28 protein-coding genes are annotated in these 26966 nt (G+C 60.2%); 6 read left to right on the plus strand and 22 right to left on the minus strand.

Translation table 11 applies throughout. The annotated features are described in order from the left end of the window. Nucleotides 1–5: 5 nt before the first annotated feature. The 15 genes from QD208_RS08915 to argC form a co-directional block, all read right to left on the minus strand. Nucleotides 6–548 carry a F0F1 ATP synthase subunit delta gene (locus tag QD208_RS08915; protein WP_043331710.1) on the minus strand — a complete coding sequence of 181 codons (543 nt, stop codon included), beginning with the start codon at nt 546–548 and terminating at the stop codon, nt 6–8. 13 nt (nt 549–561) lie between these two features. Continuing rightward, entirely contained in the window at nt 562–1032 is a 471-nt protein-coding gene (locus QD208_RS08920; protein WP_043331708.1) for a F0F1 ATP synthase subunit B, read from the minus strand. 64 nt (nt 1033–1096) lie between these two features. Then, nucleotides 1097–1345 carry a F0F1 ATP synthase subunit C gene (atpE, locus tag QD208_RS08925; protein WP_011508579.1) on the minus strand — a complete coding sequence of 83 codons (249 nt, stop codon included), beginning with the start codon at nt 1343–1345 and terminating at the stop codon, nt 1097–1099. A gap of 101 nt (nt 1346–1446) precedes the next feature. Then, nucleotides 1447–2310: a F0F1 ATP synthase subunit A gene (gene atpB, locus QD208_RS08930; protein WP_043331706.1), complete on the minus strand. Its 864-nt coding sequence runs from the start codon at nt 2308–2310 to the stop codon at nt 1447–1449. 9 nt (nt 2311–2319) lie between these two features. Further along, complete coding sequence (locus QD208_RS08935) at nt 2320–2724, minus strand: ATP synthase subunit I (RefSeq protein ID WP_043331819.1); 405 nt, start codon at nt 2722–2724, stop codon at nt 2320–2322. Between the two features lie 405 nt (nt 2725–3129). Further along, nucleotides 3130–4077 carry a ParB/RepB/Spo0J family partition protein gene (locus QD208_RS08940; RefSeq protein ID WP_279836537.1) on the minus strand — a complete coding sequence of 316 codons (948 nt, stop codon included), beginning with the start codon at nt 4075–4077 and terminating at the stop codon, nt 3130–3132. Nucleotides 4078–4095: 18 nt separating this feature from the next. Next, entirely contained in the window at nt 4096–4863 is a 768-nt protein-coding gene (locus QD208_RS08945; protein ID WP_043331702.1) for a ParA family protein, read from the minus strand. Between the two features lie 149 nt (nt 4864–5012). Next, on the minus strand, nt 5013–5663 hold the full coding sequence (gene rsmG / locus QD208_RS08950; protein ID WP_175088905.1) for a 16S rRNA (guanine(527)-N(7))-methyltransferase RsmG: 651 nt from the start codon (nt 5661–5663) through the stop codon (nt 5013–5015). Further along, nucleotides 5660–7582: a tRNA uridine-5-carboxymethylaminomethyl(34) synthesis enzyme MnmG gene (gene mnmG / locus QD208_RS08955; protein ID WP_153636725.1), complete on the minus strand. Its 1923-nt coding sequence runs from the start codon at nt 7580–7582 to the stop codon at nt 5660–5662. Before mnmG ends, rsmG begins: the two co-directional genes overlap by 4 nt. Before the next feature lie 17 nt (nt 7583–7599). Beyond that, nucleotides 7600–7884 carry a hypothetical protein gene (locus tag QD208_RS08960; protein ID WP_216061099.1) on the minus strand — a complete coding sequence of 95 codons (285 nt, stop codon included), beginning with the start codon at nt 7882–7884 and terminating at the stop codon, nt 7600–7602. 1074 nt (nt 7885–8958) lie between these two features. Continuing rightward, complete coding sequence (locus tag QD208_RS08965) at nt 8959–9705, minus strand: amino acid ABC transporter ATP-binding protein (protein WP_279836538.1); 747 nt, start codon at nt 9703–9705, stop codon at nt 8959–8961. Nucleotides 9706–9815: 110 nt separating this feature from the next. Beyond that, nucleotides 9816–10487: an amino acid ABC transporter permease gene (locus tag QD208_RS08970; protein WP_043331697.1), complete on the minus strand. Its 672-nt coding sequence runs from the start codon at nt 10485–10487 to the stop codon at nt 9816–9818. Between the two features lie 150 nt (nt 10488–10637). Then, nucleotides 10638–11345: a transporter substrate-binding domain-containing protein gene (locus QD208_RS08975; RefSeq protein WP_279836641.1), complete on the minus strand. Its 708-nt coding sequence runs from the start codon at nt 11343–11345 to the stop codon at nt 10638–10640. A gap of 304 nt (nt 11346–11649) precedes the next feature. After that, nucleotides 11650–12003 carry an iron-sulfur cluster insertion protein ErpA gene (erpA, locus tag QD208_RS08980; protein WP_043331693.1) on the minus strand — a complete coding sequence of 118 codons (354 nt, stop codon included), beginning with the start codon at nt 12001–12003 and terminating at the stop codon, nt 11650–11652. Between the two features lie 147 nt (nt 12004–12150). Further along, entirely contained in the window at nt 12151–13194 is a 1044-nt protein-coding gene (gene argC / locus QD208_RS08985; RefSeq protein WP_279836539.1) for an N-acetyl-gamma-glutamyl-phosphate reductase, read from the minus strand. Nucleotides 13195–13447: 253 nt separating this feature from the next. Here argC and QD208_RS08990 point away from each other — a divergent pair, with 253 nt between their 5' ends. The 6 genes from QD208_RS08990 (at nt 13448) to QD208_RS09015 (ending at nt 20485) form a co-directional block, all read left to right on the plus strand. Then, nucleotides 13448–15199 (plus strand): chloride channel protein, encoded by a 1752-nt coding sequence (locus tag QD208_RS08990; protein WP_131432849.1) that lies wholly within the window; start codon nt 13448–13450, stop codon nt 15197–15199. Between the two features lie 168 nt (nt 15200–15367). After that, nucleotides 15368–15799 (plus strand): protoporphyrinogen oxidase HemJ, encoded by a 432-nt coding sequence (gene hemJ / locus QD208_RS08995; protein WP_043331686.1) that lies wholly within the window; start codon nt 15368–15370, stop codon nt 15797–15799. A gap of 14 nt (nt 15800–15813) precedes the next feature. Continuing rightward, a complete protein-coding gene (locus QD208_RS09000; RefSeq protein WP_279836540.1) occupies nt 15814–16674 on the plus strand; it encodes a hydroxymethylpyrimidine/phosphomethylpyrimidine kinase in 861 nt (286 codons plus the stop codon). A gap of 251 nt (nt 16675–16925) precedes the next feature. Further along, on the plus strand, nt 16926–18218 hold the full coding sequence (hemL, locus tag QD208_RS09005) for a glutamate-1-semialdehyde 2,1-aminomutase (RefSeq protein ID WP_279836541.1): 1293 nt from the start codon (nt 16926–16928) through the stop codon (nt 18216–18218). Nucleotides 18219–18429: 211 nt separating this feature from the next. Continuing rightward, a complete protein-coding gene (locus QD208_RS09010) occupies nt 18430–19950 on the plus strand; it encodes a bifunctional aminoglycoside phosphotransferase/ATP-binding protein (protein WP_225347450.1) in 1521 nt (506 codons plus the stop codon). 124 nt (nt 19951–20074) lie between these two features. Continuing rightward, nucleotides 20075–20485, plus strand: coding sequence for a hypothetical protein (locus QD208_RS09015; RefSeq protein WP_279836542.1), 411 nt, complete (start codon nt 20075–20077; stop codon nt 20483–20485). 150 nt (nt 20486–20635) lie between these two features. Here QD208_RS09015 and QD208_RS09020 read toward each other — a convergent pair whose 3' ends face one another. The 7 genes from QD208_RS09020 to QD208_RS09050 all read right to left on the minus strand — a co-directional run bounded on the left by QD208_RS09020 (nt 20636) and on the right by QD208_RS09050 (nt 26669). After that, nucleotides 20636–21742, minus strand: a complete 1107-nt coding sequence (locus QD208_RS09020; RefSeq protein ID WP_279836543.1) for a hypothetical protein — start codon at nt 21740–21742, stop codon at nt 20636–20638. 312 nt (nt 21743–22054) lie between these two features. Next, nucleotides 22055–22543, minus strand: a complete 489-nt coding sequence (locus QD208_RS09025) for a hypothetical protein (protein ID WP_279836544.1) — start codon at nt 22541–22543, stop codon at nt 22055–22057. Between the two features lie 356 nt (nt 22544–22899). Next, complete coding sequence (locus QD208_RS09030) at nt 22900–23733, minus strand: CsgG/HfaB family protein (RefSeq protein ID WP_054556370.1); 834 nt, start codon at nt 23731–23733, stop codon at nt 22900–22902. Between the two features lie 26 nt (nt 23734–23759). Beyond that, nucleotides 23760–24173, minus strand: a complete 414-nt coding sequence (locus tag QD208_RS09035; protein WP_054556371.1) for a curli assembly protein CsgF — start codon at nt 24171–24173, stop codon at nt 23760–23762. A 76-nt stretch (nt 24174–24249) separates the two neighbouring features. Then, a complete protein-coding gene (locus QD208_RS09040) occupies nt 24250–24753 on the minus strand; it encodes a CsgE family curli-type amyloid fiber assembly protein (RefSeq protein WP_192839021.1) in 504 nt (167 codons plus the stop codon). 11 nt (nt 24754–24764) lie between these two features. Next, a complete protein-coding gene (locus tag QD208_RS09045; RefSeq protein WP_043331668.1) occupies nt 24765–25448 on the minus strand; it encodes a LuxR C-terminal-related transcriptional regulator in 684 nt (227 codons plus the stop codon). Between the two features lie 582 nt (nt 25449–26030). Next, nucleotides 26031–26669, minus strand: a complete 639-nt coding sequence (locus QD208_RS09050; protein ID WP_052384307.1) for a LuxR C-terminal-related transcriptional regulator — start codon at nt 26667–26669, stop codon at nt 26031–26033. Nucleotides 26670–26966: the final 297 nt, after the last annotated feature.

Here is a 26966-nt window from a genome sequence, read left to right on the forward strand (position 1 = left end):
CGGACTCAGGAGTTCAGTGCTTCGGAAAGCCGGGCCAGCTTGCCGCGCACGGAGCCGTCAATGACGGTATCTCCGGCACGGATGATGACGCCGCCGAGCAGCGTACTATCCACCTGAGTGGTAATGGAGATGTCGCGGTTCAGACGCTTGCGCAGGGCAGTGGCGAGCTTTTCTTCCTGCTCACTCTCCAGTGCAAAGGCAGACACCAGGGTCACCTCGACACGCTGTTCCTGCTCGGCCTTCTGGGCCTCGAACAATTCGGCCACGGAGGGCAGGGCCGCAAGGCGGTCCTGCTCACCGAGAGTCCGGATGAAGTTGCGGGCGCTGTCATCCAGCGCCTCACCGCACACGTCCAGGAAGGTGCCAACCTTGTGCTCGGTGGAGAGCTTGGGGTTGTCGAGCACCGCCTTGACGTTTGCGTCGACAGCGACGAGCGCCGCTGTCGACAACATGCCGGACCAGGCCTCTAGCGCCTGCTGGCCGCGTGCAAACTCGAACGCCGCCTTGGCGTACGGGCGAGCCGCGGTGGAGGTAGACGTTTCAGCCATGGAATCAGTCTCCTCAGAGCTCGGCAGCGAGCTTGTCAATCAGCTCGCGGTGCTTGGCTTCGTCGATGGAGGATTCCAGGATGCGCTCGGCGCCGACCACTGCAAGAGCAGCGACCTGACCACGGAGCTCGTCCTTGGCCTGGTTGATCTCCTGGGAGATTTCGGCACGGGCCTGCGCAACGAGACGCTCGCCTTCCGCACGTGCAGTTTCACGTGCTTCCTCGATCATCTGGTTGGAGCGCTTATGGGTCTGCTCAATGATGCGTGCTGCTTCATCCTTGCTTTCCCGCAGAGTCTCGGTGGCTTTTTCCTGCGCCAGTTCGAGGTCACGGGTAGCACGGCTGGCAGCATCCAGACCATCTGCAATCTTCTTCTGACGTTCTGCCAGAGCCTGTGTGACCGGCGGCCAGACATACTTCATGCAGAAATAAACGAAGACCGCAAAGGCGATGGCCTGACCAATCAGGGTTAAGTTCAGATTCACGCCAGCACCTCTCGCTTCACGATTGTTGGGTCAAAAACACGGTAGGCCGGAGGCCAGCCGATGTTTAACCGACAAACGGGTTGGCGAAGGTGAAGAACAGCGCGATACCAACACCGATCATGGTCACGGCATCCAGCAGACCAGCGACGATGAACATCTTGACCTGCAGCTGCGGGATCATTTCCGGCTGACGCGCTGCGCCTTCCAGGAACTTGCCACCGAGGATACCGAAACCGATGGCGGTGCCCAGGGCGCCCAGGCCGATCAGCAGGGAGACGGCGATAGCGGTCATGCCAAGAACTTGTGCTTCCATTGTGGAACTCCAGTTTTAGTCAAGTTTAAGTCAAGGGTTGAGGGTGTGAGCAGAGCTCGGAAATCTTGCCCCACGCCACGGATGGCGTGGGGCGAATTACATCAGTGGTCTTCGCTGGCCATGCTCAGGTAGACGATGGTCAGCATCATGAAGATGAATGCCTGCAGGGTGATGACCAGGATATGGAAGACCGCCCACGGGAAGTGCAGGGGCAGCTGCCAGATACCGACCAGCGAGATCAGGATGAAGATCAGCTCGCCTGCATACATGTTACCGAACAGACGCAGCGCCAGAGAGATCGGCTTGGCGATCAGCGTCACGAACTCAAGCAGGAAGTTGACCGGAATCAGTGCGATCTGTGCCAGCTTGTTCGGGGTGTTGAACGGGTGCAGCGTCAGTTCGGCCAGGAAGCCCTTGAGGCCCTTGACGCGAATGGAATAGAAGATGATCAGCGCGAACACGGACAGTGACATGCCCAGCGTGGCATTGATGTCAGTGGACGGCACCACCTTGAAGAACACGTGAGCCGGATCGGCGCCGAACATCTCACCGACCTTGGCAGCAACGCCAGGCAGCCAGTCGACGGGGATCAAGTCCATCAGGTTCATCAGGAAGATCCAGCAGAAGATCGTCAGTGACAGCGGTGCGATCAGGCGTGAACGACCGTGGAAGGTCTCACGTACGGACTGATCGACGAACTCGACCATCAATTCGACGAAGTTCTGCAGACCGCTGGGAACGCCAGTGGTGGCGGACTTGGCGACCTTGCGGAACAGGCACAGGAAGATCAGGCCCAGACCGATGGACCAGCCCATGGTGTCCAGGTGGATGGCCCAGAATCCCATGTCGGCCGCTTCCTGAGCGCTGTGCGCCAGTGACCATCCGTGTTCCGGGTGGTTGCCGTACGTCAGATTCTGCAGGTGGTGCTGAATATATTCGGAGGGACTCGGGTTGGTGCCTGCCATGACTCTGCCTCAGGTTCGTGTGTACGGTGTTCGCTTCACCAGCCAGGGGCCCAGCCAGTGAACCGCCATTGCCGCCACGTAAGCGCAAAAAAATAAAGCGGGGTTTGAGGGCGGCACTGCGATGAAGAAGAACGCAAACAATACGGCCGTCAAACCGAACTTACCGGCCTCGGCCTGATAGAAGGCCTTGACCATTGCCTGGGCGTAGCGTGCACCGGTCACACGCAGTGAACGCCAGGCGAAAAACAGATTGGGCAGCAGGCAGACCAGCCCACCACACAGCGCGGAAAGCGCCGCACCACTGCCTTTCATCACTCCCGCCAGCAAGACGGCAATCACGATGACCAGCGCCTGGCCCCAGAGCAATCGAGCCACCTGAGGGCGTTGTAGAGCAGCGGGTGTCGTCTTGTGCATCTTGGACCTGTGTCTCGCAATGATGGCCTTCGCCATTTCTGGCGCTGCGCTGGACACAGCCCGGGAGCAAACTCGCCGGATTATAGGGGAGCGCTTCACCGCCATCAACCAAACGACAAGCTAAATTCCTTGATCTTTCGCAAGCTTACGACCAAAGCCTCACTATCTTGCGGGAAACCGATGACAGTTTGCTTACGTTGACAGTCGCTTGCGGTGCGAGCGACACAGGGTTGCATGAATCACAACCTGACGTCAGCAACATCCTTCAATATCTTGAATGTCAGATGCATTTCGCGCCCCTGCGACAATGAGTCACAGGGGCGCGAAAGAAGATCGTGATCCGTCATGCGGAAAATTGCCGTCAGGGGAGGTGTGACGCGCGGTCAGCCCTCCCCTGCTCACCCACTAGTGGATATGGCCGAGAATGCCGTCCAGCTCATCCAGACTGGTGTAGGAGATGGTGACCTTGCCCTTGCCACTCTTGCCGTGACGGATATTGACGGCAGCGCCCAGTTGCTCCGAGAGGCGCGTTTCCAGACGCTGGATGTCGGCGTCCGGTCGCACCGGTGCCGGCTTGGGCTGCTCACCCTTCTGCACGCTTTTCACCAGCGCTTCGGTCTGGCGCACGGTCAGCTCGCGCTCGACCACTTCATGGGCCAGCTTGCGCTGGCGTGCCGGGGTCAGGCCGATCAGGGCACGCGCATGGCCCATGTCGAGCTCACCGCGCTCCAGCAGGGTCTGCACTTCCTGTTCCAGCGTCAGCAGTCGCAGCAGGTTGGTGACCTGGGCGCGTGAACGCCCGACCGCGTCGCCCACCTGCTGCTGGGTCAGCTCGAATTCCTCGAGCAGGCGCTTGAGCGCCAGGGCTTCCTCGACCGGATTGAGGTTCTCGCGCTGGATATTCTCGATCAATGCCAGCGCGAGCGCGATCTCATCGCTGATGCCTTCGCGGACGACGGCGGGAATGGTATCCAGCTCCGCCAGCTGCGAGGCACGCCAGCGGCGTTCGCCGGCGATGATCTCGTAGCGCCCCTCCCCCACCGGACGCACCACGATGGGCTGCATCACGCCCTGAGCCCGGATGGAATCCGCCAGCTCCTCGAGCGCTTCCGGCTGAATGTCACGTCGTGGCTGATACTTGCCACGCTGCAGCTGCCCGAGCGGCAGGCGCTCGAGGCGCTCGCTGGGCAATTCCGCCGTGGCAGCGGCCGGATTCGCGGCCAGCGCGGTATCCGGTGACGCATCGATGGCGTCGCCATCGACAGCTTCTATATCGGCTTCGACATGGCGGCGGCGGTTTCCGGCGCCAATCAGGGCATCCAGGCCCCTTCCCAGGGCACGCTTACGCGTCATGGACCTTCCTCGGTGAAGTTACAGCGAGAGACGACGAATCAATTCCTTGGCGAGCACCCGATAGGCCTGGCTGCCACGCGACAGACGCGCATACTTGGTCACCGGCAGGCCGTGGCTCGGCGCTTCCGCCACCCGCACGTTGCGCGGAATGGTCGCCTTGATCAGGGTATCGCCAAAGTAATCGGAAAGTTGCTTGCTGACATCGCGGGTCAGACTGTTGCGAGCGTCGTACATGGTACGCACGATCCCGAACACGTCGAGGGCCGGATTCACGTTGCCTTGAATCTGCTCGACGGTATCGAGCAGCGCTGACAGACCTTCCAGTGCATAGAACTCGCACTGCAGCGGGATCAGCACGCCATGGGCGGCGGTCAGGGCATTGACGGTCAACATGTTGAGCGAGGGCGGGCAGTCGATCAGTACCACGTCATATTCCGCGGCGATCGGCGCCAGAGCTTCCGTGAGGCGGCGCTCACGCCCCTCGACACCGAGAAGATCGACCTCGGCGGCGGTAAGGTCGCCATTGCCGGGCAACAGGGCGTAGCCGGCATCGGGACAATCGAGAATCACGTCACTGGCACGCAGCTCACCCAGCAGCACATCCAGCACGCTGCCTTCGAGGTCGTGCTTGTCGATGCCGCTGCCCATGGTGGCATGGCCCTGCGGGTCGAGATCGATCAGCAGAACGCGGCGATCGAGTGCCGCCAGCGACGCCGCCAGATTGACGGCAGTGGTGGTCTTGCCGACGCCACCCTTCTGGTTGGTCAGCGCGATGATCTTGGTCACGAGCGACTTCCTTGGTTCCTTGAGAAGCGGGGCCATTGGCACCAGCCACATGCTCACGAGGACAGATCAATGATCTGCCCTCGTGAAAACATCAGGCTGCCTGCCTTTTGCGCCCGGCACAATCCCTGCGCACGCCTTGAGGCGCTTTATCAGTCGCGCTTGAGGCGCAGAAGGTGACGCTCCCCTTCCTCGCCCGGCACTTCCAGCACCAATGTCTCGACCAGCGAGACACCCATCGGGAGGCGGGCAATCTCATCACTGGGGATGCGCCCTTTCATGGCCAGCCATTCGCCGCCCTCGGCGAGCACGGCCGCCGACAGATTGACGAAGGCATCGGTATCGGCGAAGGCACGCGAGATGATCTGTTCGAACGGCGCGCCATCATAGGCTTCGATACGGACCTGGGTCGGGCTCAGATTCTTGAGGCCCAGCTCATGGCCGGCCTGAATCTGGAAGCGCACCTTCTTGCCATTCGAATCCAGCGGCACGACGGCGATGTCGGGACGCATGATCGCGATCACGATGCTGGGCAGGCCCGGGCCAGCGCCGACATCCAGAAGGCGTGGCCCACTGATATATGGCAGCACACTGAGGCTGTCGAGCAGATGGCGAGTCACCATCGCCTCCGGCTCACGTACCGCGGTGAGGTTATAGGCGCGATTCCACTTGTGCAACAGCACCAGCAACGTCATCAGCTGGGCGTGCTGTTCCTCGCTCAACTCTACTCCCATGGCGCTGGCACCACGACTGAGCAGCTGAGCGCAACGTTCACGCTGGGTCTCGTTGAGCGTCTGGCTCATTGCGCGACTCCTGTGTCAGTCGTTGCGGCATCTGCGGGTGTCTCCGCCTTGATCAGCTGACGCTTCTTCAAGTGAATCAGCAGGATAGAGACCGCTGCTGGCGTGACACCGGAAATGCGACCGGCCTGGGCCAGCGTCGCCGGGCGCGCTTCGTTGAGCTTCTGCTTGATCTCGTTGGAGAGACCATCGACGGAATCATAGTCGAGGCTGGTCGGCAGTTCGGTGTGCTCGTGACGGCGCAGGCGGTCGATCTCTTCCTGCTGACGCTGGATATAGCCTGCGTACTTGGCAGTGATCTGCACCTGTTCGGCGATGCGCCAGTCGTCGACCCCTTCCCCTTTCAGACCTGCCACATCCGGATACTCGAGCTCCGGACGCTTGAGCAGCTCCATCAGGCTGGCTTCGCGCTTGAGCGGCGAGCTGAGCTTGTCGCTCAACGGGGCCAGCTCCGGGCTCTTCGGCGTCAGCCAGGTGCTCTCGAGACGCGCGGTCTCGCGGGCGATGGCTTCACGCTTGCGATCGAAGGCTTCCCAGCGGGCGTCATCGATCAGGCCCAGCTCGCGACCCTTGGCGGTCAGACGCAGATCGGCATTGTCCTCACGCAGCAGCAGGCGATATTCGGCACGCGAGGTGAACATGCGGTACGGCTCGCGCGTGCCGAGGGTGATCAGGTCATCGACCATCACCCCGGTGTAGGCCTCGTCACGCAGCGGATGCCAGGACTCGTCGTCAGTGGCGCGCAAGGCGGCATTGACGCCCGCCAGCAGCCCCTGGGCACCGGCTTCTTCATAGCCGGTGGTGCCGTTGATCTGACCGGCGAAGTACAGGTTCTTGATGAAACGCGTCTCCAGGGAGTGATGCAGGTCCTGGGGATTGAAGAAATCGTACTCGATGGCGTAGCCGGGACGCGTGATGTGCGCGTTCTCCATGCCACGGATCGAGCGCACCACCTCGAGCTGCGTATCGAAGGGCAGTGAGGTGGAGATGCCGTTGGGATACAGCTCATGGGTATTCAGGCCTTCCGGCTCGATGAAGACCTGGTGGCTGTTCTTGTCGGCGAAGCGATGCACCTTGTCCTCGATGGACGGGCAGTAACGCGGCCCGATGCCATCGATGACGCCGGAGTACATCGGCGAGCGATCGAGATTGGCGAAGATGATCTCGTGAGTGCGCTCGTTGGTGTGCGTGATGTAGCAGTTGACCTGCTCCGGCTGCATCTCACGGCTGCCCATGTAGGACATCACCGGACGCGGAGTGTCGCCCGGCTGGGCTTCCATCTTGCTGAAGTCGACGCTCTTGGCATCGATGCGCGGCGGGGTGCCGGTCTTGAGGCGATCGACCCGGAACGGCAGTTCACGCAGACGAGATGCCAGGCCATTGGCGGGCGGATCACCGGCACGGCCACCGGCATGGTTGTCCAGACCGATGTGGATCACGCCACCGAGGAAGGTCCCGGTCGCCAGCACCACCGTGGTGGCGTGGAAGCGGATCCCGGTCTGGGTGACGACACCCCGCACGGTCTCGCCTTCGACGATCAGGTCTTCCGCACCCTGCTGGAACAGCGTCAGGTTCGGCTGGTTTTCCAGCACGTTGCGGATCGCGGCCTTGTACAGCGCCCGGTCAGCCTGTGCGCGAGTGGCACGCACTGCCGGCCCCTTGCGGGCATTCAGGGTACGGAACTGGATACCCGCCATGTCGGTGGCCAGGCCCATGGCACCGCCCAGCGCATCGATCTCCTTGACCAGATGGCTCTTGCCGATCCCGCCGATGGCGGGATTGCAGGACATCTGGCCCAGCGTCTCGATGTTATGGGTCAGCAGCAGGGTCTGACGGCCCATGCGGGCAGCAGCCAGTGCGGCTTCCGTACCGGCATGACCGCCGCCGATGACGATCACGTCAAAGCGGTTCGGGTAATCCACGTTGGCACCTCGGGGTATCACGAAACTTGGGTGAAGCGCTGTTCGCTGGTTGGCGAAGCAGGCAAATCGGCCAGACAGGGCGATGAATCGATGCCTGGATGAATCAAGAACTGCCAGACGGCATGGCGAATGATGTCCGTCGCCGAAGGCATGTGCTCGACCGGTGAGGGAGCTTGCAAGCCAGCAGGATGACGTCCGGGCCGCACAGTATAAACCGCCTGTGGGTAAGCGTCAGGAGTTTTCCACAGCGCCTTGCCCTGGCAGCCCATGAGCGAATGCCCGGGTTGTTTCTTCTGGGGCATCAATCCACGCCGCGGCGATTCACGAGTCTTGCGGATACGACGCGTCGATTTTCCGGCGAGGGATGCGCTACCCAGACAGCCGTTCGTTATCCCGAACACTTCGGATTCGGCGAGTTCACGTCAGGTCGATCGTGAGGTCTCGGTCCGTCCTTCGGGTTTCCGGATAACAAGATTATATAAAGAAAAGAAAAAGGGGTTCTGTTGATGTTGTAACTACTGTTGTGGACAAAATCAGTGGGAAATCGACTTTATCTGTTACAAATCAAAAGCTTACGATGTTGATATAGTTGGGGAGAAAATGCGGAGTACCTGAGGACGCCACCGGTCGCTTCCTGTGGATGAAATGCGCCCTTGTCCACAGCCCCGATTATCCCCTGATTCATACCGAGCTGGTACCCGACTTTTCTGCCCTGCTGTGCACAAGTGGCGTTGTTACCCACAACCCCTAGTGCTGCATGGCCTGACGGCAAGAAGGCCGCGGATAATGCCGGAAAATGTCCACAGAGGCAAATGTCGATTTCCTGCGCTGCCCAAGGCTGTAGACAGTCATGGGATAAGTGGTGCGTGAATGGCTACAGCCCTCGCCAATGGTGCCAATGACGCTACATGCCCCAGCCTGTGGATACTTTTTCGCATGTTTTGCCCGTGTCGGCCGCTGAGACTGCCTGAACGCTGTCCCAGCGGCTCACGGTGCACGTTATCCTCGTGTGGTTTTCCGGCTAGGCCCCTGATTTATCCCTGTTTTTCACACGCTAAAGCGACGCCTCAGCGAGGACTGCCAGGCGGGGAAAGCGTCATTCCTTCGAGCGCCAAGGCGTGTTTGCGTGACCTGGCAAGGGGGTGGCCGGGGCCAGAAAAATTCGTTTTTTTCTTCTCGAAATGCCGACAGATGGCGTGGAGGGAGAAGATTTTTCATCGTTTGGCGATCCGCAGGGCTCGCGAGGCTCTCTGAGGACAAAAAAATGCCCCGACCTGACGGTCGGGGCATGCCCGCTGCACGCATGGCAGCGGGTAGGGGCATCACGTGCTCAACGCTTGTCTGACCAGTGGCTCAGCGAGCCTTGTGGAAGGCGCTCAGCGGGACAGTACGCGGGCCAGGAAGCTCTGGGTGCGTGGATGTTGCGGCGTATCGAAGACCTGCTCTGGCGTGCCTTCCTCGACGATGCTGCCCTGATGGATGAACACCACCCGGTCTGCCACTTCACGGGCAAAACTCATTTCATGGGTGACGATCATCATCGTCATGCCTTCGCGGGCCAGCTTGCGCATGACATCTAGCACCTCGCCGATCATTTCCGGGTCCAGCGCCGAGGTGGGCTCATCGAACAGCATCAGGCGCGGTTCCATCGCCAGTGAGCGGGCAATGGCCACGCGTTGCTGCTGGCCGCCGGAGAGTTGCCCCGGGTACTTGTCGGCCTGCTCGAGGATATTGACCCGCTCGAGCAGCGTATCGGCTTGCTGCTCGGCCGCCGGTCGTGAGGTGCCGCGGACCTTGATGGGGGCCAGGCTGACGTTGTCACGCACGCTCATGTGCGGGAAGAGGTTGAACTGCTGGAAGACCATGCCGACTTCGGTGCGTATCGCCTTGAGCGCCCGGTGGCTCTTGCCGTGGGGGATCAGCGAATGCCCATCCACCTCGATGTTACCGTCCTGAAACTCCTCCAGGCCGTTCACGCAGCGAATCAGTGTCGACTTGCCGGAACCACTGGCGCCGATGATCACCACCACCTCCCCCTGGGCGACCTCGAGCTCGATGTCCTTGAGGACATGCAGGCTGCCGAAATGCTTGTTGAGCTTGTGCATCTTCACGATGGCAGTCATGGGGCGCTCCGAACCGGCGCTGCATGCCGGAAGGTCGTCAGAGAAATGAGATCAGGCAGAAGGAGAGATGGCGCGGCTTTATCCGTCGCGTGTGGGGGGGCAGAGAGACATCATTGGCCCACCAACCCGCGGCGCTCGAGCATCCGCAAGCCAAATGACAGGCTGAGGGTGATCACCAGATACAGCAGCGCGACCATGAAGTAGGTTTCCAGCGCATTGAAGGTCGTGGCGATGTAGATCTGCCCCTGACGCACCAGCTCACCGACGCCGATCACCGAGAACAGCGAGGTGTCCTTGATCGAGACGATGCCCTGGTTACCCAGCGCGGGAATCATGCGGCGCAGCGCCTGAGGCCAGATGACATAGCGGAAGGTCTGCGGGGTGGAAAGGCCGAGTGACAGGCCGGCTTCCCGCTGGCCACGAGCGATGGACTGCACGCCACCGCGCACGATTTCCGAGATATAGGCCGCCGAGTTCAAGGCGATCGCGGCGATGCCGGCGGTCAGGGCATCGATGGGGCCACCGATGATCTGCGGCAGGCCATAGAAGATGAAGAGCACCTGGACGAGCACCGGGGTGCCACGGAAGATCTCGATATAGGCGGTGGCGACCCAGCGCAGGATGCGGCTGGGAGACAGGCTCAGCAGTCCGAACAGGATGCCGAGCACGAAGCCGATGGCGAGGCCACCGAAGGAAATGGCGAGGGTCCAGGGAATGCCCTCGAGCAGGTAGGGCACCGAATTGAGGGCGGCCTGCCAATCAAACTGGAACTGAACGTCCACGGGGGGCTCCTTGGCACGAACCTCTCACGCGCCGCTGGGCGCGCCGGAGGTTCGAGACGACCGACATTCCGGCAGGCTGTCGCTGCCGAAATGTCGTGATGATGATCTGCACTACGCGACGTGGGGCGTCTGAGACGAGTCGAAAGCGGCTTACTGGCTGTCGCCGGGCATGGCGCCGAACCACTTCTGGTAGATCTCGGCATAGCTGCCATCGGACTTCATCTCGGCCAGCGCCTTGTTGGCGGCCTCGGTCCACTCGCTGCCTTCGGTGAAGGCGATGCCGTATTGCTGGCCTTCATAGAGCGGCCCCACCGTCTTGACGCGGCCATTGCCCTTGGTCTTGGCGAAGTAGCCGACGTTGGGGGCATCGTAGAAGACGGCATCGACGCTGCCGGACATCAGGGCCATGTACATGTCGGCGCTGCCCGGATAAGGCGTGATGGTGGAATCATCAAGGTTGGCGGTCAGATAGTCGTAACTGGTGGAGCCGATCTTGGTGCCGATCTTCTTGCCTTCCAGGCCCTCGATATCCTCGATGTCGCCGTTGTTGGCCGAGGTCAGGATCTGCAGGCCGGAGTCATAGTAGGGATCGGTGAAGTCGACGATCTTCTCGCGCGCCTCGGTGATGGTGATGCCGGCGATGGCGACATCGACACTACCGGTCTGCACGGCCGGGATGATGCCATTGAAGTCCATGGTCTTGAGGTCGATATCGAAGCCGGCACGCTCGCCGATGGCATTGAGGATGTCGATATCGAAGCCGACCATCTCGCCGCTTTCCTGGTCGAGCATCTCGAAGGGCACGAAGCTCGGGTCGGTCGCCGCCTTGAGGGTGACGGCATGGGCAGCGCTGGCCATGAAGGTGGCGGCCGCGAGGCCAGAGAGGGAGGCCAGCAGGTGAGATCTGCGCATTTTACATTCCTCTTTATATTTAGATTTTAGGATGTATAGCGTTTTTAGATTGACGAGCACACCGGACCCCGTCAAGTCTCCCGCTGCTGCCATGCGGCGAAGGGAAACTCGCAAGCCACTGAGATGACGAAAAAAAATCGCCCCCTACCGGTTCCCGGTAGGGGGCGATCAGGCGCCAGCAAGGCGCCAATGTCGTGCGCGGGCCTGTCAGCCCTGACGGTCAGACACACTCTGGTCAGACCCTCAATGATCAGACCATGAAGGAAGACCCGCAGCCACAGGTGCTGGTGGCATTGGGGTTCTGGATCATGAAGCGGGCGCCCGCCAGACCTTCCTCATAATCGATCGTCGAGCCGACCAGATACTGGTAGGACAGCGGGTCGATCACGATGGCGGCTTCGCCCAGCTCGACCACGGTGTCGTCATCGGCCAGATCGGTGGCGATATCGAAACCGTACTGGAAGCCGGAACAGCCGCCGCCAGTGACGTAGACCCTGAGACGCAGCTCCGGGTTGGCTTCTTCCGCGCGCAGCGCTGCAATCCGGGCACTGGCGCGCTCGGACAGGTACAACGGCGTGGGGATGAAGCTTTGTGCTTCGCTCATGCGGGCCTCCTGGAAGGAGTCGGAGGCCGGACGCTGGAGACAGCGCCCGGCACGGTATAGAGAACGGAATGACGCCTATTATCCCTATATCCGAGCAAAAGGGTCAACTTTGTCTGACGTGCTGCCTTGCGGGCGTACGCTGGCGGTTCAGGGCATCATCGCCGGCGCACCGATGCCCATCATCTCATCGAGACCGAACATCAGGTTGAGGTTCTGGATGGCCTGGCCTGACGCGCCCTTGACCAGGTTGTCGATCACCGACAGCACCACCAGGGTGTCGCCGTTGCCCGGACGATGCAGGGCGATGCGGCACAGGTTGGTGCCTCGCACGCTGCGCGTCTCCGGATGGCTGCCCAGCGGCATGACATCGACGGCGGGATGATCGGCGTAGCGCTGCTCGAACAGCGCCTGCAGATCTTCCAGCGTGCCGCTGAAGCCGCTCAGACGCGGATAGAGGGTGGAGTGGATGCCGCGGATCATCGGCGTCAGGTGCGGGACGAAGGTCAGACCGACCGCGCTGCCGGCTGCCAGGTCCAGCCCCTGGGTGATTTCCGGCAGGTGACGATGGCCGGAGGCGCCGTAGGCCTTCATGGACTCGCCGGCTTCACACAGCAGTGAGCCGACCTTGGCACCGCGACCCGCGCCGGAGACGGCGGACTTGCAGTCGGCGATGATGTTGTCGGTCTCGATCAGGCCGGCTTCCAGCAGCGGGATCAGGCCCAGCTGCACGGAGGTCGGGTAGCAACCCGGCACCGCGATCAGGCGCGCTTCGCGGATGGCATCGCGATTGACTTCCGGCAGGCCGTAGACGGCCTCGCCGAGCAGCTCCGGCGCGCCATGCGGCTGGCCATACCACTCGGCCCAGACGTCGGCGTCCTTGATGCGGAAGTCCGCGGACAGGTCGATGACACGCGTTCCGCGTTCCAGCAGATCGCCGGCCAGGGCGTGAGCGACACCGTGAGGCGTGGCGAAGAATACGGCGTCACAGGCGGCCAGCACCTCGGCATCCGGCTCGCTGAACGCGAGGGTGTCGTAGTGGCCGCGCAGATTGGGGTACATCTCGTCGACACGCACGCCCTTCTCGCTTCGCGAGGTGATCACGGTCACTTCCACCTGCGGGTGGCTGGCCAGGAGCCTGAGGAGTTCCACTCCGGTGTAACCGGTGCCGCCGACGATACCTACCTTGATCATGCTGCCTCCCCGCCTTCGGGCGGTGTCCTGTTGATGCGAGATGTAATCTTGTGTCCGATCTGCTGCTGCGACCTTTGGTGGCCTGTGCGCGAGACAGGCGTTGCGCCATGCTGTGCCGAGGTTGTCGGATTGCGCACGGTCGCGACGGTTCGCAATCGATATGATACACAGGTGTCAGGCGGGCAGTAATGCGCTGCCGACATGGATGTCCTCTGTCATTGCCAGTGCCTTCAAGGAGTCGTGAGTGTCACGCCTGACGCGTCCGCATCTGCCTCGTCCCAGTCTCGACAATTTTCGGCGCAAGCTGGCGGCGGTCGATGCACTCCCGCAACTGTGTCTGTTGGGGCTGGTGGCAGGGCTGCTGACCGGCTCATTGATGGTCGGCTTCCGCCTGCTGTTGAGCGCCGGTGCCCTGGGCTTCATGCCCGATGACAACCCGGAGAACTTCGAGGGACTTGCCCCCTGGGTGCGCGCCTCGCTGCCGCTGCTGGCGGTGCTGGTGATCGGCATCGTGCTGGGGCGACAGCATCCGGCGCAGCGCAAGCTGGGCATCGGTCATGTCATCGAGCGCCTGACCTACCATCAGGGCAAGATGCCGCTGCGTGCCTGGCTCAATCAGGTCGTGGTCGGGGTCGTGAGCGTGCTCGGCGGCCTGTCGGCCGGGCGTGAGGGCCCGGCGATCCACCTGGGGGCCGGCGCCTCGAGCTGGATCGGCGAGCGTCTCAAGCTGCCCAACAACAGTCTGCGCGTGCTGGTCGCCTGCGGCACGGCGGCGGGCATCTCTGCCTCCTTCAATACGCCGATCGCGGGAGTCATCTTCGCCATGGAAGTGGTGATGATGGAGTACACCCTGATGGGCTTCATGCCGGTGATTCTGGCCTCGACCACCGGCGCGGTGGTCACGCAGATGGTCTACGGCTCGGCGCCGGCCTTCGCGGTGCCGTCTCTGCTGCTGCATTCCCTGCTCGACCTGCCCTGGGTCATCGTCACGGCGCTGGTCATCGGCCTGCTGGCGGGGGGCTTCGTGCATCTGGCACGTCAGCAGGCGCGCGTGGCACACCTGTCATGGGGGATGCGCATGGCGCTGGTCGGGGTCTCGACGGCCGCCGTGGCGTGGTGGTATCCCCAGGTGCAAGGCATCGGCTATGACAGCCTGGCCCAGTTGCTCGACGGCCAGCTGGCGCTGGATATCCTGTTGGCGCTGGTGATCGGCAAGCTGGTGCTGTCGGCACTGTGCGTGGCCTGTGGCGTGCCGATCGGCATCATCGGCCCGGTGGTGGTGGCGGGTGCCGCTGCCGGGGCCTTGATGGGCATGCTGGGCGGCTGGCTGTTGCCGGATCAGGCCTCGGACATCGCGCTTTACGCCCTGCTCGGCATGGCGGCGATGATGGGCGCGGTGCTTCAGGCGCCACTGGCCGCCCTGATGGCACTGCTCGAATTGACGCATTCGCCGAATATCATCCTGCCCGGCATGCTGGCGGTGGTGGTGGCAGGCCTGACCTGTCGCCAGCTGTGTCACTGCCAGGGCTTCTTCATCTCGACGCTGACGGCGCAGGGCCTGCATCCGCTCCAGCAGCCATTGATGCAGGCGCTGTCGCGGGTGGCGGTGCCGGCGGTGATGGAACGCTCGCTGGTCAGCGTGCCGCGCCGCATCACGCGTGAGCGTGCTCGCGCCCTGCTCGACAGCAAGCCGGTCTGGCTGGTGGTCACGCGCTCGACGCCGGAAAAGCCGATGGTCGCGCTGCCGGCGGCGGATCTGGTGCGTGTGCTGATGGATGAGCACTGGCGGGAGCAGGAGGAGCTCGACCTGCTCGAGATCCCCGCTCAGCGTCTGGATCTCGCGCCCATCCACCTGCAGGCTACCTTGTCCGAGGCCTATGAGCGGCTGCTGCCCAGCGATGTCGATGCCCTCTATGTCGAGCACACCACGGCACCGATGATTCGCAAGATTTCAGGTATCATCACGCGGGATGCAATAGAGAGCTACTATCGCTATACGCCCTGAAGCGTGGCGTGGCACCTGCTTCTCAGGCGTGAATTCGCTCTGCGCGCGCCTGCCGCGACCGCATACCGCATGGGCCTTGGCGGTGTCACATGCCATCGTGGCGATCCGATTGCATCATCCGCGCGTCCACTTTCTGACCTTCCCGACCCTGACTGACGGAGCTCCCTCATGTATCTGTGGATCAAGGCTTTCCATCTGATTGCCGTAGTGTGCTGGTTTGCTGCCCTCTTCTATCTGCCGCGCCTGTACGTCTATCACGCCCAGGCGCGTGATGCCGGCGACCACAAGGCCATCGAGTACTTCAAGACCATGGAGCGCAAGCTCTATCGCGGCATCATGATGCCGTCGATGATAGCGACCCTGGTGCTGGGGATCTGGCTGCTGGCGCTGGTGCCGAGCTTCATGAGCATGGGCTGGATGCACCTCAAGCTGACCATGGTCGTGCTGCTGGTCGGCTATCACCATGCCTGCGGCCTGTATCTGAAGCAGTTCGCCGCCGATACCTGCAAGAGAACCTCGCGCTACTTCCGCTTCTTCAATGAAGTGCCGGTGCTGATGCTGGTGGTGATCGTCATCTGCGTCATCGTCAAACCGTTCTGAGGGATGGTTCAGCCATGACCGAGTGCTCAGCGCAACTGCCCTACGTGCTGGTATTGGCGGGGCATGATCCCAGTGGCGGCGCGGGTCTGGTCGCCGACAGCGAGGCGATCCGCGCCGGTGGCGGCTGGGCGCTGACGGTGCCGACGGCACTGACGGTGCAGAACTCCTGCAATGTGCAGGCGGTGATCCCGCAATCGGGCGAGTCGATGCTCGCCATGGCCCGCACCCTGTGTGAGGACTTCCGCCCGGGCGCGCTCAAGATCGGTCTGCTCGCCAGCGAAGCGGCGCTCACGGCCTGCGTGACTCTGATCGAGGAACTCCGGCAGCGCTGGCCGAGGCTACCCGTGGTATGGGACCCGGTGCTCAAGGCGGGCGGCGGGCTGGAGCTTTCCACCGAGTCGCTGATCCATCAGGCGCGTGAGAGCTTGCTGCCGCACGTGGATGTGCTCACGCCCAACCGCGCGGAGCTTGCGCGGCTGGCGGCCTGCCCCACGGGGGCGGGCGACGGCCGACTCGCCGAGTATCTGCTGGCGGCAGGCGCCGGGGCCGTGCTGGTCACCGGTACCGATCCTGTCGAGCGCGATGCTGATTCGCTGGGACACGGCGCTGATTCGCTGACTGAGCCGTCGGTGATCCATCGTCTGTATCGCCGTGACCACGCCACGCTCGCACTGGACTGCCCGCGACTGACAGGCAGCTTCCATGGCAGCGGCTGCACGCTGGCCTCGCACCTGGCGGTGCGTCTGGCACGCGGCATGACGTTGCCATCGGCATGGCAGGCTGCCCAGCAGGCCACCTGGCAGAGTCTCGTCGATGGCCAGCAGCGTGGGCGGAAAGGCGCGCTGCCCGAGGCCCAATTTCTGCCCTGGCGATAGCGCTATTGCCCCTTTCGATGCCGGCACCCCTTGCGCTCACGCGGCTGCAACTCACCCGTGAGTCGCGTTAAGCTGTCGCCATCGATGGCATTCGGGTTATCCACACCCCCTTGCCGCCCCGAGGCTGTCGGGCCGTTTCATCGGCTGTGGGCAAGCTGCATTCACGTTATCCACAGCGTCTTTATGTCTGATCACCCTTTTCTCCATTTTCGCGGCCGATGTGCCGCTCGCCGCTTATCAAGAGGTATGTCATGACCACGTCCGCTGCCCAGTTCGAACGCGCTAGCCGTCATATTCCCGGTGGCGTCAACTCGCCGGTCCGCGCCTTCAAGGGACTGCATCGTCCGCCGGTGTTCATCGACCATGCCAAGGGTGCGTATCTGTTCGATGTGGAGAACACGCGCTATATCGATTACGTCGGTTCCTGGGGCCCGATGATCACCGGTCACGCCGATGAAGATGTGCTCAGCGCCGTGCGCGAGCGTCTCGAAAGTGGCCTGTCCTTCGGCGCACCCACCGAGATCGAATCCGAGATGGCCGAGCTGATCTGCGAGATGCTGCCGAGCCTCGACATGGTGCGCATGACCAACTCCGGCACCGAAGCCACCATGTCGGCGATCCGCCTGGCGCGGGGCTTCGCCGGTCGCGACAAGATCGTCAAGTTCGAGGGCAACTATCACGGTCACTCCGACTCGCTGCTGGTCAAGGCCGGCTCCGGCGCGCTGACCCATGGCGAGCCCAGCTCCCCGGGCGTGCCGGCCTCGCTGGCCGAGCACACCATCACGCTGGACTACAACGACGCCGAGGGTGTGCGCCGTTGCTTCGCCGAGCTGGGTGACGAGATCGCCTGCATCATCGTCGAGCCGGTCGCCGGCAACATGAACTGCATTCCGCCGGTTCCGGGCTTCCTCGAAAGCCTGCGTGAAGTGTGCGATGCCCACGGCAGCGTGCTGATCCTCGATGAGGTGATGACGGGCTTCCGCGTCGCCCTGGGCGGCGCTCAGGCGCATTACGGCATCACGCCGGACCTGACCTGCCTGGGCAAGATCGTCGGCGGCGGCATGCCGGTGGGTGCTTTCGGCGGCAAGCGCGAGATCATGCACCACCTCTCGCCGCTGGGGCCGGTCTACCAGGCCGGGACGCTGGCAGGCAATCCGCTGGCGATGGCCGCTGGCGTCGCGCTGCTGCGCAAGCTCAAGGCGCCCGGCTTCCACGCCGAGCTTTCACGCAAGGTCGAGATGCTGTGTGAGGGTCTGGAAAGCCGTGCCAAGGCGGCAGGCATCCGTCTGATCACCCAGCATGCCGGTGGCATGTTCGGTGTCTTCTTCACCGATGACGCAGAGGTCAGCAATTTCGCCTCCGCCACGCGCTGTCGTCAGCAGGATTTCGTGACCTTCTTCAACGCGATGCTCGCCGAAGGCGTCTATCTGGCGCCGTCCGCCTATGAAGCCGGCTTCATGTCCGCGGCGCACACCGATGCTGATATCCAGGCCACGCTGGATGCGGCTGAGCGGGTCTTTGCGCAGATGTCCGCATCGAACTGAGTGAGACGCGAGACAGTACCTGAGTCCGCGGGTTGGCCAACGCAGACAGGAACCCGCTCGGCAGGCTGCCGGGCGGGCTGCCATCCGGTACACTTGTCGCCAACGATAGCGATTGCGCTAATGACCTTATAGCCAGCTTGCCTTAGCGGAGACGACCTTGAGCCAGGCCTTGATTCGAGCCCTTCACACAGCCGATTGCTTCGATCACCCCGTGAAGGATATCGAAGTGCACGAGACGCATATCTCGTGGATCGTGCTGACCGGCGACTACGCCTACAAGATCAAGAAGCCGCTGGATTTCGGCAGCTTCCTGGATTTCTCGACCCTTGAGCGCCGCAAGCTCCTGTGTGAACAGGAAGTGCGCCTCAACCGCCGTCTGGCACCGACGCTGTACCTGGATACCGTGGCGATCTCGGGCACGCCCGAAGCTCCGCGCATCGGAGACGACAGTGCTGTCTTCGAGTACGCGGTCAAGATGCGCCAGTTCTCTAATCGCCATCTGTTCAGTGCCCTGCAGGCCAGTGGCGAGCTGTCGCTGGAATTGCTGGACGATCTGGTCGACCAGCTGGTGGCCTTCCACGAGCAGGCCGAGCGCATCCAGGGCGATAGCGAGCTGGGTAGCCCGCAGATGGTCAGTCGTACCATCGACAACGAGTTCGAGCTGATTCGTCCGCGCCTCGGGGATGATGCCGAGGCCATCAAGCGACTCGCGCTGCTCAAGCAGTGGACCGAAGAGACCTTCCAGCGCCTCAATCCCGAGTTCGAGCGTCGCTGGCAGGAAGGCTTCGTGCGTGAGACTCACGGCGATATCCACTTGGGTAACGCCGTGCGCCATGAAGGCCGTGCCCTGTTGTTTGACGGCATCGAGTTCAATGAAGAGTTGCGCTGGAATGATGTCGGTTGTGATCTGGCCTTCCTGGTGATGGATCTCGAAGCGCGTGATGAGCAGGCCTTTGCCCATCATGCGCTCAACCGTTATCTCGAGCTCTCCGGCGATTACTCGCTGGTGCGCCTGCTGCCGTACTACAAGATCTATCGCGCACTGATCCGGGCCAAGGTGGCGATGATTCGCTATCACCAGCCGGACCTGTGTGAAGCGGATCGCGCCGATGTGCTGGCCGAGTACGAGCGCTATATCGGGCTGGCGGAGCGCTATAGCGAGATCCGCTTCCCTTACATGATCATCGGTGTGGGTGTCTCCGGCAGCGGCAAGAGTCGCTTCACCGAAGAGATGGTGCGCGAGCTGGGCGGTGTACGCATTCGCAGCGATGTCGAGCGCAAGCGCCTGTATGGCTTTGCGGCGGATGCCGATACCGAGTCCGGGCTCAATGGCGGCATCTATACCCCCCAGGCCACCCATGCGACCTACGAGCGACTCTCGAATCTGTCCGCCACGCTGCTGGAATCGGGTATCCCCGTCTGCATCGATGCCACCTGCCTGAAGAAGGTGCAGCGTGATCGCCTGCGTCATGAGGCAGAAGCCCGTGGCCTGCCGGTGCTGATGATCAGCTTCGAGGCCGATGACGAGACGCTGCGCAAGCGCATCATCAAGCGTAGTCAGCGCAGTGGCGAGGCTTCCGAAGCGGGTCTGGAAGTGCTCGACAAGCAATTGGCCAATCGCGAACCATTTGCGCCAGAAGAGCATGGTCAGCTGGTCCATATCGACACGACAGCGCCCAACGCCAATGTCACCTTGGCTCGCCTGATTCGTGAGCAGCTCAGGCTGCATTGAGACGAGCGATCGTTGTCATGGGGCATGGCGGAATGACCGCCATGCCCTTTTTTGTATTGCATAGTGCGCTCCCAAGTGAGCCTTGGCTTTGGTTGGGAAGCTATGCATCTGGAAAGGAAATATCATGCGCCAACAATGGGTAAATACCGCCGCCGCTGCCATCAGTCTGGCACTGCTCGCGGGCTGCTCCAGCCAGCCGACAACCGCTGATCTCATGCGCGGTCAGGCTGAGGAAGCCAAGGCCGTCGCCAAGGTGCGTGATCAGCTGGCCGATAATTGGGAGAGCGGCAAGTCTCTGGTGGCCGCGGGTGAGAAGCAGATCGTCAGTGGTGAGAATCTGGTCAATGATGGCGAATCCAATGTCGCCAAGGGCCAGGCACTGATCGACAAGGGCAATAGTCAGATCAAGAAGGGCAAGGCGCGGATCGCCAGCGGTAACAAGCAGGTCAGCAAGGGCCGCCAGATGGTGGATGAAAGCCTTGAGAGTTATCGCAAGTCCTTCCCGGAGAATTCCGTGACACCGCCAAAGAAGTAACTTGCCGCTGCGATAGACGTTTCGCAGCTGGTACTGGAAGGCCGCTGACAACCCTGTCAGCGGCCTTTTTCATGATATGGATCCACCGGGTGGAAAAACGAAAAACCCCGCTTGCGCGGGGTTCTGTAAGACATCTTGGCTGGGGCGTGATCAGTACTGCATCACGTTGGCTACGTTGCCACCGCCAGTCTGGGTCACGCTGGAGGTATTCATCGCACCTGACTGTGTCACGTGGGCACTATTGGTCGCGAAGCTCAGGAAGCCTCCACCCTGTTGGAGAATTTCTGAACGATGGCCACTGCCTGACTGAATGACGTGGGCATGATCATAGGCGCCGCTCTGGGTGATCAGAGAATCGCTGTTGCTGCCAGTTTGAACAACGATGGCCGCATTTTTATAGCCACTCTGAACATTAATGGCCAGGTTGTTTTCTCCGCTCTGACTGATATCGGAGTACTGCAGCATATCGGACTGTGTCACTAGTGCGGTGTTTTGCATCCCGCTCTGATTGATCAGAGAGTCGTGTGAGCTACCCTCCTGAGTCACACGTGCGACCTGTAAATCACCTGCTTGAGTAACGGTAGAGTCACTGCGCGAACCGGCCTGGTCGATGACGGCAATACCCATAGTGCCTGTCTGTGTCACGGTCGAGTTATGGAAGCGCCCATCCTGGGTGACACGAGCGCGGTTATATTCTCCTACCTGCAGGACATCAGAATCATGCTGGTAGCCTGTCTGAGTGACACGTGCGATGGCATGGCTGCCCTGCTGGGTAGCGCTGGATTTGTTGAACACGCCCTCTTGTGACACGACTAGCAAGTTTTCACGCCCAGCCGGCGAGCCACTGGCGCCCTGCCAAGAGGAAGATTTGTTTGCAAGGCCTTGCTGCGTGATACGCGCGGTATGCTTGTAACTTTTCTGGTTCATATCGACAGTGTTACGGATACCCTTTTGATCCACGATGCCAGTATTTGTGCTGCTATATTGGGTGGTTTTTGCGCGGTTTCCACCACCGACCTGATTGATGCGGATAACATGATTGACACCGTTCTGATAGGTCTTGGCCTTGTTGAAAGCACCTGTCTGATCGATATCACTGTTGTGGTTGCTATCGAGAGGCCCGCCATTACGTGATGTCTGGTCAACATTGGCCATGTTCATGAAGCCAGTCTGATCGACATCTGCGGTGTTGTTGTCTGCCATCGCCTGAGAGGTAAAAGCAATCGCGATAGCCAGCAAGCTCATTTGAATTTTCATGGTTTGTTCCCTTGTGTAGATCATTTTTTGAGTTGTGTTTTTATTATTGACTTGCTTCTGGTCATGCATCCCCTGACATGATGGCGGTCTGGTTTTCGTGATCCGCGACATCATGTTGTACTGCTACTGCTCTTTTATGGCCTTGCCAGAAGGTTGTATTCGTCATGCAGGACTCTTGACTACATGAAAGCGAGAACACCTCCTGGCTAAGCAAAACCCGTCTTGGTAATTCGACGAAAGCGGATATTCAGCCACCACCTTCACAAGCATCATCGTCATATAGCGATGTCATGTGAGCCATCGTGGTAAAGATCACTGTTGTATGACCTGGACACGCATATGGCCCCGTGAATATTGAGTGATACTTGCCGGTACCTGACTACTGGCCTGTTGTAGAAGCGTGGCGCTTCCCCCGATGCCTGTCTGCTGAATGCTGGCGCTTTGCCCAACGCCTTGCTGAATGATCAACGCATCATGATATTGGCCATGCTGAAGAATGCTTGCCTCATGCAGGGCACCCTCTTGCAGTGTGTATGCCATGTTTCCATTGCCATATTGGTCGACCCCTGCTTCATTCAGGACACCGCTCTGGTCAATCAATGAGGCGTTGCCATTGCCATGCTGAACGATCATCGCCGAGTTATAAGCGCCAGATTGCTCGATGACCGCCACTGAGTGGCTGCTCCCCAATTCGGAGGTGATCGCCAGGTCATTGGCCAACACCCACAAGCTGAGTGTCAGTGATGAAAAGAAAAGGCAGGCCTGTAGCATTCTTCTTTGTTGATGCTTTGCCGAAGCCATGGCGTGAGTCCATCCAGGTGACCGTCTAAGTGCACTAACTATTGGTCTTTATCGAGGCCATCACCATCAGTCCTTTTCGGGTTTATGAGGGCTAGAGATTGCTACTCATAATGTCTTGGCCAATAGCGGTGAGTAATGACAAAGGGTGGCCAGATTTTCAGCACCGTTCAGGGAGGTATTACTGTTGACGGTATTAGGCGCATGATATTTCATGCTTTGTTGTTTTATTTGTTTCTTATGTTTTGCGCAGACACGAAAAAAGCAGCCACCTCTTGTGAGGTGACTGCCTTTTAAGGAAGAGATAAACACCGCGAATACCACGATGCTCTCTACGGGGTCTTGAATGTGGGCTGGCTCTACAACATCGGGGTCGGGGCTTGCAGGTAATCCATCAGCTCTGATGTCTGAAGGCTGTCCGGATCCTGGAGAACCCAGAGCTGGCGTTCGACGCCTTGCGCAATCAAGTGAATCACGGCAGATTCGATGGCGGACATGACTGCCATCTGTACGGGTTCATTGCTGGTATACCCCGCCTCCATCTCCAGCAAGCGACTGAAATCGATGAAGCGATAGACGCCCGCCCTCAGCTCGCGTGAGTAGATCGTCTTGCTGGTATTGACGTTGGCGATGACCTGCCCCGTGGTGATATCGACAGCACGCAGATTGACCGTCACCTGGTCTACCTGATATTGACCAGAGGCGCCGATCCCGAAGTATTCCGCGCCCGCCCCGCCTGTTCTGACATTGGAGTCGAAGGCGATGATGCCACCCTCGAACAGCAGGTTGGCGGCTTGCAATGCGGCAAGATCATTCTGTCCCGTGCGTTCCATGTTGGCGCGGATGATCTTGCGCTCTGTCAGCAGGTTCTGCAGTCCCACGCGCTCGAGGGGGATGAACCAGCCGGAGTCCGACAATGCGGCGCTCAGCATGGCGGCGCCGCCCTGGGTGACCGCCGTAGAGAAGGTACTGGCAGGGGCAGGCCGGTACTGCCCCGTCTGGTCACGGAAGTCATAGATGGCGACCGGAATACGTCCGGCGGGAGGCGGCAGACTGATCAGATCCTGATAGGTGGCGGTTCTTGGCATCAAGGTGCTGGGCACCCCTTCAAGACCCTGGGTATTGGCGACCATCGGCGCACAGCCAGCAAGCGCCAGGCTGGCAACGGCCAGCATGGAGGTGAGTGTCTTCATTGAGCGAACCCTTCATCAGTAGCGGATCAGAATGTATTGCCTGATGTGCCGAGGTTGATGACGGTGGTTTCACCTGTGGCGCGGTCAAGCACCTGCATGGAGAAACCGCCATTGCCGTTACTGATGACTTCGACACGCAGCTGAGCGCTGTCGATCACGCTGGAACGGCCGGGCTCTGTGGAATCGACAGCATCGGTGATGGCATCGGATACCAGGCTATTGCGCAGGTCGCTGATGAAAAGTTCTGTTTCGGAAAGACTATCGAAGGAGTAGGCATCAGGATCCTCGTGGGTGTCCTGGGCCTGGGCCTTGCCAAGCAGGTAGCTGCCATTGAGAGGGTTGCCACCAAAACTCGGGTTGATGGGCTGATAGATGAGTTCACCGGCATATAGCGGCATCGCCGATAACAGCAACGACACCGCGAGTGTCTGATGCTTCATGATGTTCCCCTGTTCCCTTGCGTATTGTCAGGGTCTCCGTGTCCGGAGCCCATTTATTATGTCGGTCTTCAATACATCAGAATTCGTCACCGGCCATGTCCGGGTCATTGCGCAGGGCTTCCATCACCTTGCGACGCAGGAACTGGTCGGAGACGCTTGATACGGCGGCGCTGGCGTACATATCCACGTCATTCAGGCGCGGAGGGAGCGTCGCTTCATACAGAACGTTGTTGCCTTCGGTGATCCAGATGAGGCTGCCCCAGCGTGCTGAGGGGCGTTCATGGATGCTGAGGGATGTGTTGCGGATGGCTGGGCTATCGAGGCGTTGCTGGCTGAACTGGCGGAAGAAGGTCTTGCCGATCATGGTCATGGTGCGATCGATCATCACGCCGCTGAGACCGTCGGAGAGCGTGGGGCGCGCGCGCTGGATAGCGACCCCATCTTCCCCCTGACGGCGAGCCTGCTGCTCTTCACTGGCAACGGATACCTCGGGTCGCACCGCCTCCGGCGCGGATTGCGCGAAGGCGGGCGACAGACTGAAGCATGTCAGTCCCCAGGCGACCACCTGGCGGCTTGTCATGCCCCGACCGTTCACGACATCTGTGCTCTGCGAGCGATGCGTGGGGTGCGCGAGACAGGCATTGCCAGGTTCTGACGTGCCCAGTTCATGGCCTGAATGCGGTTATGCACCTTGATCTTGCGGAAGATGTTGTAGAGATGTGACTTGACCGTGTGTTCACTGACGAACAGCTGGTCAGCAATCTCGGTATTCGAGGCACCCGTGCCCAGCAAGCCGATGATTTCCACCTCACGCTGGGTCAGACCACAGACCGGGCGATAGGCGTTGAGCTGCTGACGGCGATAGAAATCCAGCAGGCGGGTCATCAGCGGTCGGGACATCCACATGTCGCCTTCCAGCAATTTCGCGATGCCCTTGCTGATCAGTGAGAGGCTGTCCTGTCGGTAGAACACGCCTTGAAGATGGGTGCTGACCAGCAGGCTGGCAGCTTCCTCTTCATCACTGATGTTGATAGCGGCCAGCTCTGCGCTGGCATCCTGGCTGGCATCTGCATCCCAGCGTTGCATCGTGCCTTCATCGACGTGGTCGGTGTCCAGCAGCACTATCGTTCTTTCTGCCTGCCCGGGTGTGTAATCCTCGTCGGGGCTTGCGGAAGCCACCTGACACTCAAGCTGCTGGCGAATGTAATCCATGAAAAGCGCTGACTGCGGATTGCAGTCAGTCACCAGCAGCACCATTGCGTTCCCTGTAATCATGGTGCGAGACCTCTGAGTTGTCGTACCGATTCTTCTTGGCGGAGCCATATCTGAAGTGTGGTTGGGTGAGTCGTGTAGCACTGCACTCATTCACGTCGGGCATTACGCGCTGAGCACCTTTATAGGATTGCGCGATAGTGGGGATAAGGCAACCTCTAATCAGTACTTGCTAAAATAACCAGTTTATCCTTCCCCTCCAGTCCTGATTAGACCCAGAAAAAGAATAGGAAAAACAGTACGTAAACCTGATGAAATTAGCGCTGGTCATGATGGCCCTTCTCGAGAGTGCAATGAAAACCAGACCTTTGCGCTTTTTTTACCAAGCTTTCCACTGGTTCAAAGGTACCATAGATCTAATGCTGGAAAGCTTCTCTTCAATGTCATTATGTAACCGGGGTTGTCTTTTTGTATCCCTGTATTCGAGGGGTGTCAGGAATGCGACGCAGTACTGCGCATGAGTCATTTCACTCTTGAAAAGTGAAGCGCTTACTACGCGTAGCCGGCGTGAGACATGCTCTGTCGCTATGGTGACATCACAGATCCACCTGCTGGAAGAGATGCTCGTCCAGCGTCACCTGAGCCTCAGGATTCCGGCTCCGTCGTGCGCTTGGGGATGTAAAGGTTGAGATGCTCGTGGGCCCATTGGATCGCCTGATGGCGGTTGTGGACTCTGATCTTGCGAAAGATGTTATATAAATGAGACTTCACGGTGTGCTGGCTCAACATCAATCTATGCGCGATATCTGCATTACTTTGCTGTGACGCAATGAGTGACAATATTTCCAGTTCCCGTTGTGTCAGTCCCATGACAGGCTGGAAGGCAATTTGTTGTTGTTGCCGATAATGACGAATCAATGTCTGCATGATATTGCGAGTCAGCCAGTTTTCATTCTCGAGTATCTTGCCGATACCCTTGCTGATTTGTTCAAGGCTGTCCTGGCGATAGAAGATTCCGCTGAAAGGAATATTCAGAAGTAGTGAGATGGCATCGTCTTCATGTTCGACATTGAAGGCAGCGATCTTGTCGATATGGCTCCATCGCATCATCTGGGCCAGACTGCACTGGGTGCTGTCAATCAGCACCAGGCAGGGAGATGACGGCAGTGGGGCTTCATGGTGGCAGGCCTCGACGACACATTTCAGTGTCTCTTGCAGGTACTCGACGAACAGTTCGGTCTGCGGTGAAGGGCTTGTCACGAACAGGACTCTGGTAGCAGTCATGGGGCGCTCCTGTCGCAAGCGTTTTGGGGGGCTCATCATCAGCAGGCTGAGGCGGAGACATGAATCCACGGTGATTCGATGGTTGTCTTGAAGTCTAGTCGAGTGACACCTTGGGGCTGGCGCTGCGCATAGTGTTAGATGGCATAACGCCCATTTCTTTTATTTCCCACTTAAAGGCTATACAAAACATCGGGTTACGGAATTTTTTCGGTTGATGTTTACTTGCTTGAGCCGCGAGGCACAGACAAATCCTGCACAGGCATTAGCCCGCGCTGAGGCAGATAGCCTGTATCGGCC

The organism is Cobetia sp. 29-18-1 (genome assembly GCF_029846405.1).
GTDB lineage: Bacteria > Pseudomonadota > Gammaproteobacteria > Pseudomonadales > Halomonadaceae > Cobetia > Cobetia amphilecti.